Source organism: Micromonospora sp. AB353 (assembly GCF_049538395.1).
GTDB classification, from domain to species: Bacteria; Actinomycetota; Actinomycetes; order Mycobacteriales; family Micromonosporaceae; genus Micromonospora; species Micromonospora aurantiaca.
Genome location: NZ_JBMVFV010000004.1, coordinates 96,362 through 115,182, shown reverse-complemented (window position 1 = coordinate 115,182; position 18,821 = coordinate 96,362). Strand labels below are relative to the sequence as shown.

The 18,821-nt window shown below is 71.4% G+C and carries 18 protein-coding genes and 1 pseudogene; 13 read left to right on the top strand and 6 right to left on the bottom strand.

Annotated elements, in window-relative coordinates; genetic code table 11:
- The first annotated feature begins 30 nt into the window (after positions 1-30).
- Complete coding sequence (locus ACPCK6_RS03470) at positions 31-801, top strand: DUF4230 domain-containing protein (RefSeq protein WP_396882106.1); 771 nt, start codon at positions 31-33, stop codon at positions 799-801.
- A gap of 85 nt (positions 802-886) precedes the next feature.
- On the opposite strand, the gene ACPCK6_RS03465 is transcribed toward ACPCK6_RS03470, so the two are convergent.
- Positions 887-1,090, bottom strand: coding sequence for a PspC domain-containing protein (locus ACPCK6_RS03465; protein WP_396882107.1), 204 nt, complete (start codon positions 1,088-1,090; stop codon positions 887-889).
- Between the two features lie 893 nt (positions 1,091-1,983).
- Between ACPCK6_RS03465 and ACPCK6_RS03460 the strand changes: the two genes are divergently transcribed.
- The 6 genes from ACPCK6_RS03460 (at position 1,984) to ACPCK6_RS03435 (ending at position 10,618) form a co-directional block, all read left to right on the top strand.
- Entirely contained in the window at positions 1,984-3,354 is a 1,371-nt protein-coding gene (locus tag ACPCK6_RS03460) for an L-serine ammonia-lyase (protein ID WP_396882108.1), read from the top strand.
- Between the two features lie 66 nt (positions 3,355-3,420).
- Complete coding sequence (locus ACPCK6_RS03455; RefSeq protein WP_423480316.1) at positions 3,421-4,248, top strand: ABC transporter permease; 828 nt, start codon at positions 3,421-3,423, stop codon at positions 4,246-4,248.
- Positions 4,249-4,992, top strand: coding sequence for an ABC transporter ATP-binding protein (locus ACPCK6_RS03450; protein WP_030503547.1), 744 nt, complete (start codon positions 4,249-4,251; stop codon positions 4,990-4,992). It begins immediately after the preceding gene.
- Positions 4,989-6,947 (top strand): DUF5941 domain-containing protein, encoded by a 1,959-nt coding sequence (locus tag ACPCK6_RS03445; protein ID WP_423480315.1) that lies wholly within the window; start codon positions 4,989-4,991, stop codon positions 6,945-6,947. Before ACPCK6_RS03450 ends, ACPCK6_RS03445 begins: the two co-directional genes overlap by 4 nt.
- Before the next feature lie 16 nt (positions 6,948-6,963).
- Positions 6,964-9,147, top strand: a complete 2,184-nt coding sequence (locus ACPCK6_RS03440; RefSeq protein WP_423480314.1) for a bifunctional glycosyltransferase/CDP-glycerol:glycerophosphate glycerophosphotransferase — start codon at positions 6,964-6,966, stop codon at positions 9,145-9,147.
- Between the two features lie 157 nt (positions 9,148-9,304).
- On the top strand, positions 9,305-10,618 hold the full coding sequence (locus ACPCK6_RS03435) for an ABC transporter ATP-binding protein (protein WP_423480313.1): 1,314 nt from the start codon (positions 9,305-9,307) through the stop codon (positions 10,616-10,618).
- Positions 10,619-10,665: 47 nt separating this feature from the next.
- Here ACPCK6_RS03435 and ACPCK6_RS03430 read toward each other — a convergent pair whose 3' ends face one another.
- On the bottom strand, positions 10,666-11,013 hold the full coding sequence (locus tag ACPCK6_RS03430) for a hypothetical protein (RefSeq protein WP_423480312.1): 348 nt from the start codon (positions 11,011-11,013) through the stop codon (positions 10,666-10,668).
- Positions 11,010-11,258: a hypothetical protein gene (locus ACPCK6_RS03425; protein ID WP_423480311.1), complete on the bottom strand. Its 249-nt coding sequence runs from the start codon at positions 11,256-11,258 to the stop codon at positions 11,010-11,012. The genes ACPCK6_RS03430 and ACPCK6_RS03425 overlap by 4 nt, the downstream gene beginning before the upstream one ends.
- 157 nt (positions 11,259-11,415) lie before the next feature.
- Here ACPCK6_RS03425 and ACPCK6_RS03420 point away from each other — a divergent pair, with 157 nt between their 5' ends.
- On the top strand, positions 11,416-12,216 hold the full coding sequence (locus tag ACPCK6_RS03420) for a helix-turn-helix domain-containing protein (RefSeq protein WP_366618298.1): 801 nt from the start codon (positions 11,416-11,418) through the stop codon (positions 12,214-12,216).
- Positions 12,207-12,395, top strand: coding sequence for a DUF397 domain-containing protein (locus ACPCK6_RS03415; RefSeq protein WP_400325068.1), 189 nt, complete (start codon positions 12,207-12,209; stop codon positions 12,393-12,395). The genes ACPCK6_RS03420 and ACPCK6_RS03415 overlap by 10 nt, the downstream gene beginning before the upstream one ends.
- 15 nt (positions 12,396-12,410) lie before the next feature.
- On the opposite strand, the gene ACPCK6_RS03410 is transcribed toward ACPCK6_RS03415, so the two are convergent.
- Positions 12,411-12,791 carry a YybH family protein gene (locus tag ACPCK6_RS03410; RefSeq protein WP_423480340.1) on the bottom strand — a complete coding sequence of 127 codons (381 nt, stop codon included), beginning with the start codon at positions 12,789-12,791 and terminating at the stop codon, positions 12,411-12,413.
- A gap of 27 nt (positions 12,792-12,818) precedes the next feature.
- Positions 12,819-13,523: pseudogene (locus ACPCK6_RS03405) on the bottom strand (nucleoside/nucleotide kinase family protein); the annotation flags it as partial.
- On the opposite strand from ACPCK6_RS03405, the gene ACPCK6_RS03400 reads away from it, so the two are divergent.
- A complete protein-coding gene (locus ACPCK6_RS03400) occupies positions 13,522-14,508 on the top strand; it encodes a sulfotransferase family protein (protein ID WP_423480310.1) in 987 nt (328 codons plus the stop codon). The pseudogene ACPCK6_RS03405 and the gene ACPCK6_RS03400 sit on opposite strands and share 2 nt — an antisense overlap.
- Here ACPCK6_RS03400 and ACPCK6_RS03395 read toward each other — a convergent pair.
- On the bottom strand, positions 14,490-14,849 hold the full coding sequence (locus ACPCK6_RS03395; RefSeq protein ID WP_396882115.1) for a cyclic-phosphate processing receiver domain-containing protein: 360 nt from the start codon (positions 14,847-14,849) through the stop codon (positions 14,490-14,492). The genes ACPCK6_RS03400 and ACPCK6_RS03395 overlap by 19 nt on opposite strands.
- A 297-nt stretch (positions 14,850-15,146) precedes the next feature.
- Between ACPCK6_RS03395 and ACPCK6_RS03390 the strand changes: the two genes are divergently transcribed.
- From ACPCK6_RS03390 to ACPCK6_RS03380, 3 genes are read left to right on the top strand one after another with little or no spacing between them, the layout of a single operon-like run.
- Complete coding sequence (locus ACPCK6_RS03390; protein WP_396882116.1) at positions 15,147-15,614, top strand: DUF4442 domain-containing protein; 468 nt, start codon at positions 15,147-15,149, stop codon at positions 15,612-15,614.
- Positions 15,615-15,661: 47 nt separating this feature from the next.
- The gene (locus tag ACPCK6_RS03385) at positions 15,662-16,414 is read left to right on the top strand and encodes an HAD family hydrolase (RefSeq protein WP_423480309.1); all 753 of its coding nucleotides are present in this window, start codon (positions 15,662-15,664) and stop codon (positions 16,412-16,414) included.
- Positions 16,411-18,786, top strand: a complete 2,376-nt coding sequence (locus ACPCK6_RS03380; protein ID WP_396882118.1) for a glycoside hydrolase family 65 protein — start codon at positions 16,411-16,413, stop codon at positions 18,784-18,786. The genes ACPCK6_RS03385 and ACPCK6_RS03380 overlap by 4 nt, the downstream gene beginning before the upstream one ends.
- The last annotated feature ends 35 nt before the right edge of the window (positions 18,787-18,821 follow it).

The following is an 18,821-nucleotide window of genomic DNA, read 5'->3' as shown; positions in this document are numbered from 1 at the left end:
TCGATGTGTCGGACGAGGACGGTGAGGGCGATGGCCCGCGACGGTGACATCAACGAGCCCACCCGGGAGTTCCCGGACTACCCCACCAGCGAGTCCCTTCGCGACCGGGCGGAGGGCTCGCCCGATCCGGACCCCGGTCCGGGCGCCCCGGCGTCGGGCGGCGGTGCGGCGCGCGGCCTGCTCTGGGTGCTCGGCGCGGCGGCGCTGGCGGTGGTGGTGCTGCTCGGCGTGCAGGCCACCGGTCTGCTGCCCGACTTCCGCAACCCGTTCGCCAAGGAGCAGACCGACCGAAGCCAGCCGCCGCTGCTCAAGTCGATCCGTGACCTGAGCCGCTACGTCGCCGCCGAGGGCAACTTCCAGGTCGTGGTGGACGTGCAGAACGACAGGCGCAACGTGCCCGACTTCCTGCTCAACGAGCGCACGCTGTTCGTCGGGGCGGGCCGGGTCGAGGCGTACGTCGACTTCACGAAGATCGCCGACGGCGCCGTGGTGGTCTCCGAGGACGGCAAGACCGCCGAGATCAAGCTGCCCGCGCCGCAGCTCGGCGAGACCGATCTGGACATGGACAAGAGCTACGTGTTCGCCGAGCAGCGCGGCCTGATCAACCGGCTCAACGACCTGGTGGCCGGCGACCCGAACCGGCAGCAGCAGGTCTACAAGCTCGCCGAGGACCGGATCACCGCCGCCGCCCGGGACAGCGGGCTCACCGCCCGCGCCGAGGAGAACACCCGCAAGATGCTCGAAGGGCTGCTGCGCTCCCTCGGATACGAGAAGGTGACAGTCACCTACACGGCACCCTGACCTTCCTGCTCTGACACCGCGCGCCCGCCCCGAGGATCCGGGGCGGGCGCGTCGCGTGTGGGCCGGCGTCCCGGCTCGTGCCGCGTCAGCGGGTGGCGAGGTAGCGGTCCTCGTTCGGCATCAGAATCCACAGGACCAGGTAGATGATCACCTGCGTGCCGGGCAGCAGCAGCGACAGCAGGAACAGCAGCCGGACCATGCCGGCCGACATGCCGAACCGCTGCCCCAGGCCGGCGCAGACACCGGCGATCATGCGCCCCTGGCGGGGCCGGACCAGTTTGCGACTCATCGTCGTCTCCCACTTCTGCGGCGATCCGCCGCGCTGATTCCACGGTAGAAAGGGGTACGCGCCGCGCCCTCAGCCCCGAGGAGGATCGGCGACCCGGGCACCCGTAGGTGCTTACCCCGGCCCCTCCCCACCGACGCACCCACCTGGTTGTCCGCAGAGGCTCCCCAGCCCACCCAGCCCGCCCGCTCCGACCCCGACCCGCCCGCACCCAGCCCCGCCGCGGGCGGCTCCCGGCTTCCCGGCTCCCGCCCCCGCCCTCGCCTCCGCCTCCGCCTCCGCCTCCGCCTCCGCGATCTTGCACTTAGGGCCCTCGTTGTGCCCGATTCGCGCCATTGGTGAAGGCCACAACTGCAAGATCGCGGGAGTTGTGGGGTGGACTAGGGCGAGGGCTCCTCGTTCGGCTGGCTGCTGCGTCGAACGCCATCCGTCTGGTGAGACAAGCATTCCGCGTAGTGGGATCGGTAGAGATCTTGGTAGGAAAGTGCCCCTATGGGGGCCGTTTCGTACCAAGATCTCGCCGGGGGCCCGAGAGCCGGGAGTCGGGAGCGCCCGCGGCAGGGCTGGGGGTGGCGATCTTGGAGTTGTGGCAGTTCGTGTATGCCGCAAAGACGTCGATTCCGGGTGCCAGAACTCCAAGATCGATGGGGGAGTGGGGGCGATCTTGAGGTGGCCGCCCCGGAAGCCGGCTCGGACGGAGCGGTGGAGGGTGGGGCGGACCGCGCGCAACAAGGCCGGGCATGGCGTGGAGTGGGGGCGGGTATTCACGGGGGCGAGGTAGGCTCGCCGGTCGGGCGCCCCCACCCCGGGCGCCGGCCGTCTACCCGCCCGGCGGGCGCGGCACCTACGCACCGGCTCGGATCCGCACAACGGGGACGACGGCGAGGAAACAGCACATGATCAGTGTTTTCGATCTTTTCAGCGTCGGTATCGGGCCGTCCAGCTCGCACACCGTCGGGCCGATGCGGGCTGCCCGTACGTTCGTGGCGGGTCTGAAGGCCGACGGGCAGCTCGCCGATGTGGCGCGGGTACGGGCGGAGTTGTTCGGTTCGCTCGGCGCGACCGGGCACGGGCACGGCAGTGACCGGGCGGTGCTGCTGGGGCTGGAGGGTGAGGTCCCGGAGACCGTCGACACCGACTCGGTCGGGCCGCGGGTGGAGCGGATCCGTACGCAGCGGCGGCTCGACCTGTTCGGCAGTCAGGGGATCGACTTCGACCCGGACGCGGATCTGGTGCTGCATCGCCGGCGATCGTTGCCGTACCACCCGAACGGGATGACGTTCGCGGCGTACGACGCGGCCGGGAACGAGGTGCGGACGCGCACGTACTACTCGGTCGGTGGCGGGTTCGTGGTGGACGAGGCGGCGGCCGGGGCGGACCGGATCAAGGCGGACACGACCCGGGTACGGCACCCGTTCCTCACCGGCGCGGAGCTGCTCACTGTCACCTCGGAGACCGGCCTGTCGATCAGTGAGGTGATGCTCGCCAACGAGCTGGCCTGGCGTAGCGAGGCGGACGTGCGGGCGGGGCTGCTGGAGATCTGGCGGGTGATGCGCGAGTGCGTGGAGAACGGCTGCACCCGTGACGGCGTACTGCCGGGTGGGTTGAAGGTCCGGCGGCGCGCGGCGGAGATGCGGCGCGGCCTGGAGGCGGAGACCGGCAGCGGGGATCCGTTGCGCGCGATGGACTGGGTGACGTTGTTCGCGCTGGCGGTCAACGAGGAGAACGCGGCCGGCGGGCGGGTGGTCACCGCGCCGACGAACGGGGCTGCCGGGATCATCCCGGCGGTGCTGCACTACTACGCCCGCTTCGTGCCGGGCGCCTCCGAGGAGGGCGTGGTCCGGTTCCTGCTGGCGGCCGGTGCGATCGGTGTGCTGTTCAAGGAGAACGCGTCGATCTCCGGGGCCGAGGTGGGCTGCCAGGGCGAGGTGGGTTCGGCGTGCTCGATGGCGGCGGCCGGGCTGGCCGAGGCGCTCGGCGGTACGCCGGAGCAGGTGGAGAACGCCGCCGAGATCGGCATGGAGCACAACCTGGGGCTGACCTGCGATCCGGTGGGTGGCCTGGTGCAGATCCCGTGCATCGAGCGCAACGCGGTGGCGAGCATCAAGGCGATCACCGCGGCCCGGCTGGCGTTGCGGGGCGACGGGGTGCACCACGTGTCGCTGGACAAGGTCATCAAGACCATGCGGGAGACCGGCGCGGACATGAAGGTCAAGTACAAGGAGACCGCGCGGGGCGGGCTCGCCGTCAACGTGATCGAGTGCTGACCCCGTTGGGGTGATCCCGGCCCGCACCCGGCCCGGGAGCGCTACTGACAAAGCGACCATCATGCGGTGACGTCAGGCGTCGCGGCGCTCTGGTCCGCCCGCACCTCGCTGCGCATCCTGGTCCGCCGGGATCTCGCGGTGAAGTACCAGCAGTCGGTGCTGGGCTACTTCTGGTCGCTGATCGAGCCGCTCGGCATGGGCCTGATCTACTGGTTCGTCTTCGGCGTGCTCTACTCCGGCGCGACCCGGCGGCACCTGGGCGAGGCGGCCGGGTCGTATCCGCTGTTCCTGATCACCGGCATCTTCGCCTGGATGTGGGCGAGTTCGGCGCTGACCGAGGCCGCGAACGCGCTCACCGGGCAGTCCCGGCTGATCACCACGATGAACCTGCCCCGGCCGATCTTTCCGATCGGGCGGGTCACCGGCCGGTTCGCCGAGTACCTGGCCGGGCTGCCGATCCTGGCCGCCGTCGCGGCGATCTACGCGAGCCAGGGGAGGATCCGCCCCGGCTGGAGCCTGCTCGCCCTGCCGCTGGCGGTGGCGGTGCAGTTCGTGCTGCTGGTGGGCCTGGCGTTGCTGCTGTCGGCGGGAAACGTGCTGATGCGCGACATCGAACGCACCATGCGGTTGATCATCCGGCTGCTGTTCTACGCGACCCCGATCATCTATCCGCTCGACCTGGTACGGGAGTCGGGCATGCCGGGCTGGCTCAAGATCGGGTACGAGCTGAACCCGCTGGTCGGAATCTTTCAACTGCACCACGCGGTCTGGTACCCGGACGAGTTCCCCGACGCCCGGCTGCTCATCATCACGGTGACCGGCAGCGTGCTGGTGCTGGCGTTCGGCTGGTGGGCGTTCCACCGCCTCGAACCGGCAGTGCTGAAGGAACTCTGAATGGCCCCGATCATCGAGGCGGACGGGCTCGGCATCCGGTTCGTCCGCAACCGGCGCCGTCAGCTGCGGCTGCGGGAGCTGATCGTGCACCGGGGCGCCCGCGACCCGGACGCGGGCCGGTTCTGGCCGCTGCGTGACCTGTCGTTCCGGATCGAACCGGGCGAGACGGTGGGCGTGGTGGGGCGCAACGGCACCGGCAAGAGCACGCTGCTGCGGCTGATCGCCGGCGTGCTCATCCCGGACGAGGGCTCGATCCGGGTGCACGGCCGGGTGGCGCCGCTGCTCGAACTGTCCGCCGGGTTCTCCGGCGACCTGACCGGCCGGGAGAACCTGTACCTGGTGGGCGGGCTGCACGGGCTGTCGTCGGCGTACCTGCGGGAACACTTCGACGAGATCGTCTCGTTCGCCGGTGAGCAGGTGGAACGCGCCATCGACACCTCGGTGCGGCACTACTCGTCGGGGATGAAGGTACGGCTGGGCTTCGCGGTGATCGCGCACCTGCCGCACCCGGTGCTGCTTGTGGACGAGGTGACAGCGGTCGGGGACGCGGAGTTCCGCGCGAAGTGCTATGCGACCATCGAGCGACTTCTCGCGGAAGGGCGCACGCTGGTGCTGGTGTCACACAACGACAAGGACCTCACCCGGTTCTGCCGTCGGGGGCTGTACCTCGACGCCGGACGGCTGATCGTCGACGGGACGATCGACGAGGCGCTGGCGGCCTACGCCGACGCGGCGAAGCGGTGACGCTCGCGATCGTGCTCGCCGCCGAACCGGCGGCGGGCCACCTCACCGAGCCGCCGGCCCACCCGGTCGAGCCGGCGGGCCGGGTCAACGGGGAACCGCTCACCGAGCGGCTGGCCGCGCAGTGGCGCCGGGCCGGGGCGGACGACGTGCGTATCGCCGCCGACCTGACCGAGCTGGCCGACCTGGTGGCCGGCGCGACCGGCCCGGTGCTGGTGAGCGGCACCGACCTGGTGGCGCACACCGCCGTACTCAAGCACCTCGCGACCAGCCCGGTGGGGCCGACGGTGGCGCTGGTGCTCACCGATCCGCCCGCTCCCGGGCAGGCCACGGTGCGCGAGGAACGCGGGCAGGTGGTCGAGGTCGGCGCCGCCGATCCGAGCGGCGTGTTCGGCGGCGCGCTGCGGGTGGGCGCGGCCGACCTGCCCGCGCTCGCCGACGCCGCCCGCCGCGCCGGGGGCGGCGGGCCGCTGGGCGCGGTGGACCGGCTCGTGGCCGGCCTCGCCGCCCGCGGCACGCTGATCTTCGCCCATCGGGTACGTCTGCTCGTGGCGCACCGGGTCGGCGACGAGGCGCAGCGGGCGGCGGCCGAGTCGGCGGTGGCCGCCGTCGACGAGGACCGCGCCGAGTTGAAGCTGTCGGTGAAGGAGCGGGACGACTTCTTCACCACGTACTTCGTCAGCACCTGGTCGCCGTACGTCACGAAGGCGGCGGCCCGGGTCGGGATCGGCCCGACCGGGGTCACCATGATCTCAGTGGCGTTCGCGGTGGCCGCGGCGGTGCTGTTCGGCACGGGTGGACGGCCCGCGCTGGTGGCCGGCGCGGTCCTGCTCTACCTGGGTTTCGTGCTCGACTGCGTGGACGGGCAGCTCGCCCGCTACACCCGGCACTTCAGCGCCTGGGGTGGCTGGCTGGACACGATGGCCGACCGGTTCAAGGAGTACGTGGTCTACGCGGGTCTGGGCTTCGGCGCCACGCACGCCGGGTTCCGGTACGGCTGGGCGCTGGCGCTGGCCGCGATGACGTTGCAGACCGTGCGGCACATGACCGACACCTGGTACGGCGCGCTGCACGACGAGGCGGCCCGGCGGCCGAAGGTGGTGACCGCCGACGCGGGCGGCATCGGCGGGAAGCTGAACGCGGCGTCGACGCGGGTGCAGGCGGACACCGGCTCGGTGTCGTACTGGCTGAAGCGCACTGTGGTGTTCCCGATCGGTGAGCGGTGGGCGCTCATCGCGATCGCCGCCGCGCTGTTCGGGCCGCTGGTGGCGCTGGTCGCGGTGCTGGTCTGGGGGACGCTGGCGTTCGCGTACACCGGGGGGTTGCGGACCTTGCGGGCGCGGTGGATGCGGGTGCCGGTGCTTACTACTGTGGACGCGGGTCTGCACCGGGACGACGGCCTGCTGGCGCGGACGCTGCCGACCGCGCGTCGGCCGCTGCTGCTGGCGGTGCTCGGCGCGCTCGGCGCGGCGGGGACGCTGGTGTGGGCGCTGCTCGCGGTGCACGGCGGCGGCGACCTGCCGGTCTGGGTGCCGGTGCTCGCGCTGGTGCTGCTGCTGGGGGCCGCGCAGGGCTCGCGGTCGCCGCACGACGGGTCGCTGGACTGGCTGGTGCCTGCTGCGTTGCGGGCCGCCGAGTACCTGTTCGCCATCGCGGTCGGCGTGGCGGGCCGGGCACCCGCGTGGCTGATCTTCGGGTACGTCCTGGTGCTGACGCTGCACCACTACGACCTGACGGCCCGGCTGGAGAAGCGGCAGTCGGCACCGCCGCTGCACGCGGCCACGCTGGGCTGGCCGGGGCGTTCGCTGCTGCTGGCAATCGGGCTGATCGCCGGATATGCGAGTATCGCTCTGGCTACACTCGGTGCGTACCTTCTCGTGGTTTTTGTCGCGAGCGTGGTCCTCGCCTGGGTGGTCCTGCCGGCCCGCGCCCGTGGGGGTGTGCGCTCGCCGGGCTGACGGAGGGCGGGCCGGGGTGACCTTGATCAGCTTCGTCGTGCCGGCCTTCAAGGTGCAGGGTTACCTGCGGGAATGTCTCGACTCGATCCTCGGTCAGCCGTTCGGCGACATCGAGGTGATCGGCGTCGACGACGCCTCACCGGACGACAGCGGCGAGATCCTGGCCGAGTACGCGCTGCGCGACCCCCGGGTCCGCCCGGTGCGCCTCGCCGAGAACGTCGGGCTCGGTCCGGCCCGCAACATCGGGCTGGACCGGGCCGTCGGCGAGTACGTGTGGTTCGTCGACGGGGACGACTGGCTGGTGCCCGGCTGCCTGCCGCACGTCGCGGACCGGCTCCGCGACACCGCGCCGGACGTGCTGATCGTCGACCACGTCCGGGCGCACTGGAACAACATCGGCACCCGCAGCGCGATGCGCGACGTGTTCCCCGACCCGCCCGGCGCGACGACGTTCCCGCTGCGGGACCGGCCGGAGACGCTGAAGCTGCTGCACACCGCGTGGAACCGGGTGGTACGCCGGGAGTTCCTGATCGAACGCGGGCTGCGCTTCGAGCCGGGCTGGTACGAGGACGTGTCGTTCAGCTATCCGGCGCTGATGGCGGCCGGGCGGATCGGCGTACTCGACCGGATCTGCCTGAACTACCGGCAGCGCCGCACCGGCGCGATCACGAAGACCCGGGGGGACCGGCACTTCGAGGTCTTCGCCCAGTGGCACCGGGTGTTCGGGCTGATGGACCGCTGGCACGTGACCGGGCTGCGACCGGCCGTCTTCGAGCGGATGATCTGGCACTACCTGACGGTGCTCGGCAACGGCGACCGGATCGCACCCGAACTGCGGGCGCCGTTCTTCGCCCAGATGCACGCCGACTACGTGCGGTTCCTGCCGCCCGAGGGCTACCCGGTCCCGCCCGGCCCGGAAGGGCTCAAGCACCGGCTGGTGGCGGCCGGGCGTTGGCGGACGTTCAGCGCGTTGCGCGAGGCGCACCAGGCGGGGGAGACGGCCCGGCGTACCGCGCGCCGGGCCCGGCGACGGGTCACGCCGGTGGTGCGGCGTACCGCCCGGCGGGCGCGTGACCTGGCGCTGGGCGAGTACTACCGGGCCGAGCTGCACCGGCCGATCGACCCGACGCTCGCCGTGTACGCGGCCTACTGGTACCGGGGCTACTCGTGCAACCCGGCGGCGATCTACGAGGCGGCCCGCCGGCTCGCGCCGCAGGTGCGTGGCGTGTGGATCGTCCGCCGGGACCGGGTGGCCACGTTGCCGCCAGGCGTCGAGTACGTGGTGGCCGGCACCCGGGAGTACCACCGCGTGCTGGCCCGCGCCCGCTGGCTGGTCAACAACGTCAACTTCCCCGACTTCGTCCGTAAGCGGCCCGGCTCGGTGCACGTGCAGACCCACCACGGCACGCCGGTGAAGGTGATGGGCCTGGACCAGCAGCGCTACCCGGTGGGCGCGATGGGGATGAACTTCGCCGGCCTGCTGCGCCGGGTGGACCGCTGGGACTACAGCATCACCTCGAACAGCTTCTCCACGCAGATGTGGGAGCGGGCGTACCCGGCGGACTACACCACGCTCGAGGTCGGCTACCCGCGAAACGACCGGCTGGCGCTGGCCACCGCCGAGGACCGTGGCCAGGTCCGCGCCGCGCTGGGCATCGCACCCGACGAGTACGTGGTGCTCTACGCACCGACGCACCGCGAGCACCTGCCCGGGTGGCGGCCACCGTTCGACCCGGACCGGATGCTCGACGTGCTCGGCCCCCGGGGCCGCCTGCTGATGCGCAGCCACTACTTCCACGACCGGGAGCGGCACCCTCGGGGACCGGCGGCGGGCGGCGTGCTGGACGTGAGCGCGTACGAGCGGGTGGAGAACCTCTACGTGGCGGCGGACGTGCTGGTCACCGACTATTCCTCGGCGATGTTCGACTATGCCGTGCTGGACCGGCCGATAGTGGTCTACGCGCCGGACTGGGACGCCTACCGGGTGGCCCGGGGCGTCTACTTCGACCTGCTCGCCGAGCCGCCGGGCACCGTCGCGCTGGACTTCCCCGGGCTGCTCGACGTGTTCCGTTCCGGCGCGGTCGACGACGAGGCGGCCGAGTCGGCCCGGGCGGCGTTCCGGTCGCGGTTCTGCGCGCTCGACGACGGGCACGCCGCCGAGCGCGTGGTACGCCGCGTGTTCCTCGGCGAAACGCCGTAAAAGTGGTTACCGGCAGGTCACTTAACCGTGGAGCCCGGCGAATACCGCTTAATAGGACTGTCACGAGCCGAACATCGCACGTTTACCCGATGTGCGAATCAGATGATCCTGGTCACAGTCATTCCCGGGTTTGGGGCGAGTAACTGGGGAGGTGGCGGTGGCGACCGTCGCGCTCAAGGATGTCACCAAGGTGTTCCCGGACGGAACAGTCGCGGTCGACACCATCAATCTGGACGTCAACGACGGCGAGTTCATGGTGCTGCTCGGCCCGTCGGGATGCGGGAAATCGACAGTGCTGCGCATGGTGGCCGGGCTGGAGGATCCGTCCTCCGGTGCCATCATGCTCGGCGGTGAGCTGGCGAACGACCTGCCACCGCGCGACCGGAAGATCGCCATGGTCTTCCAGGACTTCGCGCTCTATCCGCACATGACTGTGGGCGACAACATCGGCTTCCCGCTGCGCCTGAGCGGCGTCGAGCCCGGCCCGCGCGGCGAGCGGATCCAGGACGTGGCGAGCGCGCTCGGCATCGGCGACGTGCTCGGGCGCAAGCCCAGCCAGCTCTCCGGCGGCCAGCGGCAGCGGGTCGCCATGGGGCGGGCGATAGTGCGCCGGCCCGGCCTGTTCCTGATGGACGAGCCACTGTCTAACCTGGACAGCGGGCTGCGCGCCGAGCTGCGGGCGGAGATCTCCGGCCTCACCCGCGAACTGGGCGTCACCACCATCTACGTGACCCACGACCAGGCCGAGGCGCTGACCATGGCCGACCGGGTCGCCATCATGCGCAAGGGCGTGCTCCAGGACGTGGGCACCCCCACCCAGGTGTACGGCCGGCCCGCGACGCTCTACGTCGCCGCGTTCCTGGGCAGCCCCCGGATGAACCTGCTGGAGGCGTCGGTCTACGTCCACCTCGACCGGTACGTCGCGCTGAACCTCGGTGAGCAGTCGCTCTACCTGCCCTGGGACGACATCCGCAGCCGGGCGGTGGCGCACTACCACGGCGAGCGGATCGTGGTCGGCATGCGCGCCGAGGCGCTCACCCCGGTCGCCCCGGACACCGCCGGTGACGTGCTGCACGGGCGTATCCGCTACCTGGAGCACCACGGTCACGAGTCGCTCGCGTTCCTCGACATCGGCGCGACCGCGATCGTGGTGGACGAGATGGGCACGCCGGTCGAGCAGGCCGCACCGGGCCAGCGCGGCCTGCGCCGGTTCAACCAGGTGATGCAGCGGCTCACCGGCCGCGCGACGGAGTCGTCGGCCCCGGCCCTGGAGGCGGGCGGAGGCGGCGGCAACCGGACGAGCGTGCTGCCCGACCCGGGCCGCCACCACCGTCGTCCGGCGGAACTGGCGGTACGGCTCGCGCCGTACCCGCAGGTGTCGCCCGGGCACCCGCTCGCCGTGCAGGTACGGATGGACGCGCTGCACTTCTTCGACGAGCGAGGCGACCGCATCGACGTCGGCTGGCGGTGAAAGGAAGGGCACCCTATTAACGCCTCCGGTAGAGGAAGGGCCCCTTATTAACAGTCACCGCCCGGAGGGATGGGCGGGTGACGGCGGTACGGGCCCCAGCCGACGAAGCGAGCGAACATGTCGGCCGGGGCCGGCGCGTCGTTCGGGTTCAGCCGGTAGAGGTCGCGCGTGGCCTCGTACAGCAGCCCGCACAGGTAGATGGACAAGCCGATCCGGTTGTCCTCGTACTCGCTGCGCAGCAGCAGGCGGGCCATCGGGCACGGCCACGGCTGGCCGCAGGCCCGGCAACACCACATCGGACGCAGCGGCGTGTGCGGGGTGGCGTGCAACGGGTACGGCCGGGGGCGATCCGGCGTGGGCCCGTCCGGCGGCTGCCCGAGCTGGTGGCTGATCACCGGCGCTCCTCGTGGTGGCCGTCTCGCCGGTTGTCGGCGTCGCCTCCGCGCTGCTCCGGTACGGACCAGCGACCGCCGTTCGCCCGCCACTGCTGGGCCGGGGTGAGGTTGCCGACCCGGCCGGGGCCCATCGTCGGCAGTGGACGCGTCGGCTGCCGCATCCACTCCGGCAGGTTGTCGCCCCGTACCCGGTGGGGCAGTGTCGGTGCCGACACACCCCGGCAGCGGAACCAGCGCAGTCGCACGGCGCAACTCCTCTCGGTAGCGGGAACCGGACGAATTCAGCTCCACTGCGTGACAGTCTCGTCACCGCGCCGCTAGGGTCGGAAGGCGTTCCACCCCCACCTTCCCGGCCGTCCGACCGGCCGATTTCCGTGTGCAGCCGTGTGCAGAGGTGTGCAGATGATCCGTGTGCCGTTGTGGGAACTGTTCGCCGGTGAGCTGCGCCGGTTACGTACCGATGCCGGTCTGACCCAGGAGGCGCTGGGCGAGCGGGTGAGCTATTCGGCGTCGCTGGTCGCGGCCGTCGAGCAGTGCCGCCGGGCGCCGCGCGCCGAGTTCACCGAGCGCTGCGACGAGGTGTTGAACGGCGGCGGCCTGCTGGTGCGCATCCGTGATGCGCTGATGCAGGAGGCGCTGATGCCGTGGTTCCGCGAGTGGGTGAGCATCGAGCAGGAAGCGACGGCGTTGCGCAGCTTCCAACCGCTGGTGGTTCCCGGCCTGTTGCAGACCGAGGGGTACGCCCGCGCACTGTACGAAGGGGCGGCGCAGTTCGTCGGCGAGGCTGTCGAACAGCAGGTGGCCGCCCGGCTGGCCCGGCAGGCGGTGCTGGACGGCCCGACGCCGCCGCAGTTCGTGGTGGTGCTCGACCACGCGGTGCTGGCTCGCCCGGTCGGCGGGCCGAAGGTGATGCGGGAGCAGTTGGAGCACCTGATCGAGATGGCGCGGCGGCCGAGGGTGCACCTGCATCTGGTGCCGGAGACGGTCGGGGCCTATCCCGGGGTCAACGGCGCCTTCGTGCTCGCGACCCCGGCCGACGGCGACGACCTGGGCTACCTGGACAACCAGTTGCACGGCACAATCGTGGAGCGCACGGTGGACGTGAACTCACTGCGGCAGACGTGGGAGTCCATCCGCGCGGAGGCGATGCCGCACGGGGCGACCCTGGCGGCGATTTCGGAGGCGGCGAAGCGATGGAGTTGACCGGCGCGATCTGGCGCAAGAGCACCCGCAGCAGCGGCAATGGTGGCGACTGCGTCGAGGTGGCGGACAATCTGCCCGGTGTGGTGGGGGTGCGGGACAGCAAGGACCGGCAGGGGCCCGCGCTGACGTTCACGCCGTCGAGTTGGGCGGCGTTCGTCGCGTACACCAAACGGGCTTAGGCACGGCGCCCGGCGTCACCCGGCGGTGGCCCGCTTCTCCGGCGCGAACGGCCACTCCTCGAACGACAGGCACCGGCCGTCCTCGGCGAACCGCATGATCCAGAGATCGCGCCACTCCTGGTGGACGGGGTCGCCGTACCGCACCTGTACCCGGGCCACAGCGGTGTCGCCGTCGACCGCGACGACCTCCGATGTCATCTCGAAGACCTCGTCGGGCCCGTCGCGCTCGCCGTCCCACATGCGGGTGATGGCGGGCAGGCCGACGACCGGATCCCGGTACGGCCCCTGCTGGTAGCTCGCGTCGGCCGTGAACATCGTGCCGAGCGCCGCCGTTCCCGGTGTGCGCCACGCCTGCTCGTACGCTGCGATCCAGGCGGCCACCCGATTCCTGTCCATGGTCGCCAGCCTGCCATCCGGTTGTGTCCGGGTCTCCCAGATCGGCTGCCGGGGATCGTCGTTGTGCACGACGACGTGGGCGTGCTCGGCCGGGCGGGCCGTGGCGAAGTAGAGCCGCTGGGCGGGCAGGTAACGCTCCCGCCAGCGCCGTTCCACGTCGGCTGTCGTCGACACGCGGCTCTCCCGGACCACCGCACGCTCCACGGTACGGTCCAGCGCGGTCGACACGAGCACCCGCAGCTCCCACCGGTCGAGCAGTTCCGGGCGCAGGAGGAAGACGCCGTCGAACACCAGCACGGCGTCGGCGGGAGCGGTGGTGAGCGGCGGGGACAGCACCTCGTCGGTGGCGTGGTCGTAGACCGTGTGCCGGAAGCGCCGGTCGCCGCCCGGACCGAGCGGATCGAGCAGCACCCGCTTGAGCGTCCCGTGGTCGTGGGTGTCGACGTAGCAGCCCTCGGCCGAGAACACACCCCGTCGGTAGCGCCGTGCCCGGGGGAAGAGAAAGTCGTCGACCGTCGCCCGGATGACGTACCGGCCGCGGGCGCGCAGGACGGCGGCCAGCTCGTCGGCGAGCGTGGTCTTGCCGGCGGCGGGCGGCCCGTCGACGGCGACCCGCGTCGGGTGCGCCACTGTGACGGACCCGACCGCGTCGGCCAGGAGGCCGATCAGCTGATCCCGGCGGGGATAATTGGATTGCCCCTGCGCCGGGCCGGGAGTTTGACTGCCGTCCATGCCGTCCCCCTCACCGGTCTTCGTCGCGGGCACTGGCCGTTCGGGCACGTCGCGGATCGCCGACGTCATCGGCCAGCATCCGCTGATCCACCGGATCCCGATGGAGACCAAGTTCCTCGTCGAACCGGGCGGTCTGCGGGACCTGGCCGACGCGCTCACCGACAGGTACGACCCCATCGTCGGTGAGGACGCGCTGCACCGGCTGAGCGACTTCCTCACCGTACGCGTACCCGGGCGGCGTGACGACCGTGGCAAGACCGTGCCCGAGCTGGTCGGCGTGGGTCGGTACCGGGACGCCGTACACCGGCTCTGGCCGCAGGTCATCGCGTACGCCTTCGAAGAGCCCGCGCCCGCGGAGGGCTTCGGCGACGGCGACCGGCCCGCCGGGCCGTTCGGGCCGGCCAGCCGACGGCGGGTCGTCCCGAGGTACTTCCGTGACCGGAGCGAACTGATCGGCGTCCTGCGGGGCCTGGTCGACGCCCTCTTCGGCGGCGCGGCGGCCGACGCGGGCAAGCCGACCTGGTGCGAGAAGACGCCGTTCAACCTCTTCTACCTGGACTTCCTCTGGGAACTGGTGCCCGAGGCGACGATCGTGCACATCAAGCGTCACCCGCTCTCGGTGCTCGCCTCCCACCTGGCCCAGCCGTGGGCCCCATCCACAGTCGACGGTGCGCTCGCCTACCTGCTGCCGGTCTACGATCGCTGGCTGGCCTGGAAGAACGCGGCCGACCTGACGGGCCGTCGGTACGTCGAGGTGAAGACTGAGGATCTGGCGGCCGACTGGCCCGGGCAGCGGCGGGCCCTGTTCGAACGGCTGGGCGTCGAGGACGCCGTCACCGCGTCGACGTTCCAGGCGGACAAGCTCGCGCACCGCGACGACCAGTTCGACGCCGGCACCCGCGCGTACGTCGAGCGGGAACTGGGCGAGATCATCCCCGCCATGGGCTACGGCATGACGCGGCCCGCTCAGGGCGTATCGAGGTAGCCGAGCTCCGTGGAGCCCGACGCGATGCAGACGCGGTAGCCCCAGCGTCGTAGGACCTGTGCGATCTTTGCGGCGCCACCCGGGTTGGATGAATGGACGTGAACGACGCCGATGTCGAAGGGGCGGTTCTCGAACGCGGCCCGTTCCAAGATCTCCACGACCGGCCAGACCGTGTCGTCGCCGCCCATGTCGTGATCCAGCCACAGCTCGTCTATGTGTCCGTCCCGGTGCCGCTCAAGAAGCTCGGCGCCAGCGGCACTCGTCCGGGCGATCGCAGCTCTGCGGCCATCCACGAACGAACGCAGGTCGTCGACCAACAGGATCGTTCGGCGCTCAGACACGCGCCGATGATGCCGCAGACGTGCCGGTCTCCGCACCGTAGATCTTGGTAGGAAAAGGCCCCTCTGGGGGCACTTTCGTACCAAGATCTACTCCGGGCTCAGTATCCGGAGCGTAAATCTTGATATTTGGGAGGGTGGTACGGCTGTGGCGGGATGAAGTGATCGTCTCGTGTCCCAATGTCTCTTATTAAGAGACAGGGCAGGGAGATTTCGGCACGGGATGTCACTTTGCTGGAGACATCGGGACGCCGGGCTCATCGTCTTGCCGGGGAAGTTACTGGCGAGTAGCGTTCGGGCATGAGTATCGACTCTCGCCAGGTAGCGGCCGGTCTCCTCGAAGCCGTGCCGTTCGCCCGCACGCTCGGAATCGAGTTCGTCGAGGTGGCGCCCGAGGCCGAGGGCGGGGTCCGGGCCGTAGTCCGGCTCCCCGACGACCCGGCGCACCACAACCACGTGGGCGGCCCGCACGCCGGGGCCATGTTCACGCTGGGGGAGACCGCCTCGGGCGCGGTGGTGCTGGCCGCGTTCGGGCAGGTGCTCGACCGGGCCGTACCCCTGGCCGTGACCGCGACCATCCGCTACCTCAAGGTGGCGGTGGGGCCGGTGCAGGCGACCGCCCGGCTCGGGCGTCCGCCCGCCGACGTGCTGGCCGAGCTGGACGCGGGGACGCGGCCCGAGTTCCCCGTCGAGGTGGAGATCGGCACCGAGGACGGCACCGTCACCTCGGCTCTCACCGTGATCTGGACGCTCCGCCCGAACCGCTGAGCCCCGAACGGGGTTTGCCCGCAGCGAGCGCTGGATAGATTCAAGCGATGCTGGGCCTCCCCGCGCACGTGAGCGCGTGTCTCTTCGATCTGGACGGTGTGCTGACGCAGACCGCCAAGGTGCACAACGCCGCCTGGGCGGAGACGTTCGACGCGTATCTGCGGCGACGGTCCGCGGAAACCGGCGAGCCGTTCCACCCGTTCGACACCGGACCGGACTACAACCGGTACGTGGACGGCAGACCGCGCGCCGACGGGGTGCGCACATTCCTGGCCTCGCGCGGCATCACGCTGCCCGAGGGATCGCCGGACGACCCGCCCGAGGCGGACACCGTCAACGGCCTCGGCAACCGCAAGAACGTCGTCCTGCTCCAGCAGATCGAGCAGCACGGCGTCGAGGTGTACGAGGGTTCGGTGCGCTACCTGGAGGCGGCCACCACGGCCGGACTACGCCGCGCTGTCGTCTCGGCCAGCGCCAACTGCGCCGCCGTGGTGCACGCCGCCGGACTGGACCGCTGGCTGGAGGCACGGGTGGACGGCGTGGTCGCCCGCGCGAACGGGCTGCGCGGCAAACCGGCCCCGGACACGTTCCTGGAAGGCGCCCGGCTGCTCGGCGTCGAACCGTCGCAGGCCGCCGTCTTCGAGGACGCCCTCGCCGGCGTCGCCGCCGGTCGGGCCGGCGGATTCGGGTACGTGGTGGGCGTCGACCGGGTCGGCCAGGCCGACGAACTGCTGGCACACGGCGCCGACGTGGTGGTCACCGACCTCGCCGACCTGCTCGCGGCGGAGCCGGCCGCGTGATCCGGGAACGGGCGTACCCGGTCGAGCCCTGGCACGTCCGGGAGATGCAGCTCGACATGGACGTACTGGCCCAGTCCGAGTCGGTGTTCGCGCTGTCCAACGGGCACATCGGGCTGCGCGGCAACCTCGACGAGGGCGAGCCCCACGGACTGCCCGGCACCTACCTGAACTCGTTCTACGAACTGCGCCCGCTGCCGTACGCGGAAGCCGGCTTCGGGTTCCCCGAATCCGGGCAGACCATCGTCAACGTCACGAACGGCAAACTGATCCGGCTGCTCGTCGACGACGAGCCGCTCGACGTGCGCTACGGCGAACTCCTCGCCCACGAACGGGTCCTCGACATGCGCGCCGGCACGCTCCAGCGGGACCTGCACTGGCGCTCCCCGGCCGGCCGCGAGGTCAAGGTCCGCACCACCCGCCTCGTGTCGTTCACGCAGCGCTCGGTGGCGGCCATCCACTACGAGGTCGAGCCGGTCGACGGGCCGCTGCGGCTGATCCTCCAGTCCGAGCTGGTCGCCAACGAGTCGCTGCCGCCGCAGAGCCGCGACCCCCGGGTCGCCGCCGTCCTCGAGTCGCCGTTGCAGGCCGAGGAGGAGCTGACCACCGACGACGGCGGCCAGCTCATCCACCGCACCAAGGTCAGCGGCCTGCGGGTCGCCGCCGCGATGGGCCACGACGTCGAAGGGCCCGAACGCACCACGATCGAGAGCGAGGGGTACGAGGACTGGGTCCGCACCACCATCGGCTGCGTGCTCAAGCCCGGCCAGACGCTCCGCGTGGTCAAGTACCTCACGTACGGCTGGTCCAGCCGCCGGTCCCTGCCGGCGCTACGCGACCAGGTCGGCGCGGCGCTCGCCGCGGCCCGGCTCGACGGCTGGGACGGCCTGCGCCGGGCCCAGCGCGAATACCTGGACGCGTTCTGGGACGCCGCCGACGTGCGCGTCGAGGGCGACCCCGAGGTGCAGCAGGCCGTCCGCTTCGGCCTCTTCCACGTCCTCCAGGCCGGCGCCCGCGCGGAACGGCGGCCGATCTCGGCCAAGGGCCTCACCGGCCCGGGGTACGACGGCCACGCGTTCTGGGACACCGAGATGTTCGTGCTGCCGGTGCTCACCTACACGCAGCCCAGCGCGGTGCGCGACGCGTTGCAGTGGCGGTACGACACGATGGCCCAGGCCCAGGAACGCGCCCGCACGCTGAACCTCGAAGGTGCCGCCTTCCCGTGGCGCACCATCGAAGGGCCGGAGTCGTCGGCGTACTGGCCCGCCGGCACCGCCGCGTTCCACATCGCCGCCGACGTCGCCGACGCGCTGCGCCGCTACGTGCTCGTCACCGGCGACGAGGCGCTGGAACGGGAGATCGGGCTGGAACTGCTCGTCGAGACCGCCCGGCTGTGGCGCTCGCTCGGCCACCACGACCGCGCCGGACGGTTCCACATCGACGGCGTCACCGGCCCGGACGAGTACACGGCGGTGAAGAACGACAACGTCTACACCAACCTGATGGCCCAGCGGAACCTGCGTACCGCAGCGGACTGCGCGATGCGCTACCGGGACCAGGCGCTCGACCTCGGCGTCACCGAGGAGGAAGCCGCCGCCTGGCGGGACGCGGCAAACGACATGCACGTGCCGTACGACGCGGAGACCGACGTGCACGAGCAGGTGGAGGGATTCACCCGCTTCCAGGAGTGGGACTTCGAGCACACGCCGCCGGAGAAGTACCCGCTGCTGCTGCACTACCCGTACTTCGACCTCTACCGCAAGCAGGTCGTCAAGCAGGCCGACCTGGTGCTCGCCATGCACTGGCGGGGCGACGCGTTCAGCGCCGCCGAGAAACTCCGCAACTTCGTCTACTACGAGCGGCGCACCGTACGCGACTCGTCGCTGAGCGCCTGCACCCAGGCGGTGCTGGCGGCCGAGGTCGGCTACCTCGAACTGGCCCACCGCTACATGCGCGAGGCCGCGCTGATGGACCTGCACGACCTCAACGAGAACACCCGCGACGGCGTGCACATGGCGTCACTCGCAGGCGCCTGGATCGCGCTCGTCGCCGGGTTCGGCGGGCTGCGGGACCACGACGGGATGCTCTCCTTCGCGCCCCGGCTCTCCAGCCGCCTCAGCCGCCTGGAGTTCTCGCTCCAATGGCACGGGATGCGGCTGCGCGTTGACGTCCGGCCGCACCAGACGACGTACTCGCTGCGCAACGGCGGGCCGGACACCGTCGTCGAGCTGCGGCACCACGGTGAGCCGCTGCGGGTCACCTCCGCGCGGCCGGTCACCGTGGCGGTGCCGCCACCGGCCCACCCGAGCGGGCCGCAGCCGGAGCAGCCGCAGGGCCGCGCGCCGCTGATGCACCTGCCGGAACGCACGGACTGAGCGGCCCCGCCACGAGGGGCGGGACCGCTCGGTAC

What these genes read in the sequence shown, in the direction of transcription:
- ACPCK6_RS03410 (WP_423480340.1), bottom strand. Translation starts at nt 12,791, where the DNA reads ATGGACAGGAATCGGGTGGCCGCCTGGATCGCAGCGTACGAGCAGGCG.
- ACPCK6_RS03450 (WP_030503547.1), top strand. Translation starts at nt 4,249, where the DNA reads ATGGCCCCGATCATCGAGGCGGACGGGCTCGGCATCCGGTTCGTCCGC.
- ACPCK6_RS03385 (WP_423480309.1), top strand. Translation starts at nt 15,662, where the DNA reads ATGCTGGGCCTCCCCGCGCACGTGAGCGCGTGTCTCTTCGATCTGGAC.
- ACPCK6_RS03470 (WP_396882106.1), top strand. Translation starts at nt 31, where the DNA reads ATGGCCCGCGACGGTGACATCAACGAGCCCACCCGGGAGTTCCCGGAC.
- ACPCK6_RS03390 (WP_396882116.1), top strand. Translation starts at nt 15,147, where the DNA reads ATGAGTATCGACTCTCGCCAGGTAGCGGCCGGTCTCCTCGAAGCCGTG.
- ACPCK6_RS03460 (WP_396882108.1), top strand. Translation starts at nt 1,984, where the DNA reads ATGATCAGTGTTTTCGATCTTTTCAGCGTCGGTATCGGGCCGTCCAGC.
- ACPCK6_RS03415 (WP_400325068.1), top strand. Translation starts at nt 12,207, where the DNA reads ATGGAGTTGACCGGCGCGATCTGGCGCAAGAGCACCCGCAGCAGCGGC.
- ACPCK6_RS03465 (WP_396882107.1), bottom strand. Translation starts at nt 1,090, where the DNA reads ATGAGTCGCAAACTGGTCCGGCCCCGCCAGGGGCGCATGATCGCCGGT.
- ACPCK6_RS03400 (WP_423480310.1), top strand. Translation starts at nt 13,522, where the DNA reads ATGCCGTCCCCCTCACCGGTCTTCGTCGCGGGCACTGGCCGTTCGGGC.
- ACPCK6_RS03420 (WP_366618298.1), top strand. Translation starts at nt 11,416, where the DNA reads ATGATCCGTGTGCCGTTGTGGGAACTGTTCGCCGGTGAGCTGCGCCGG.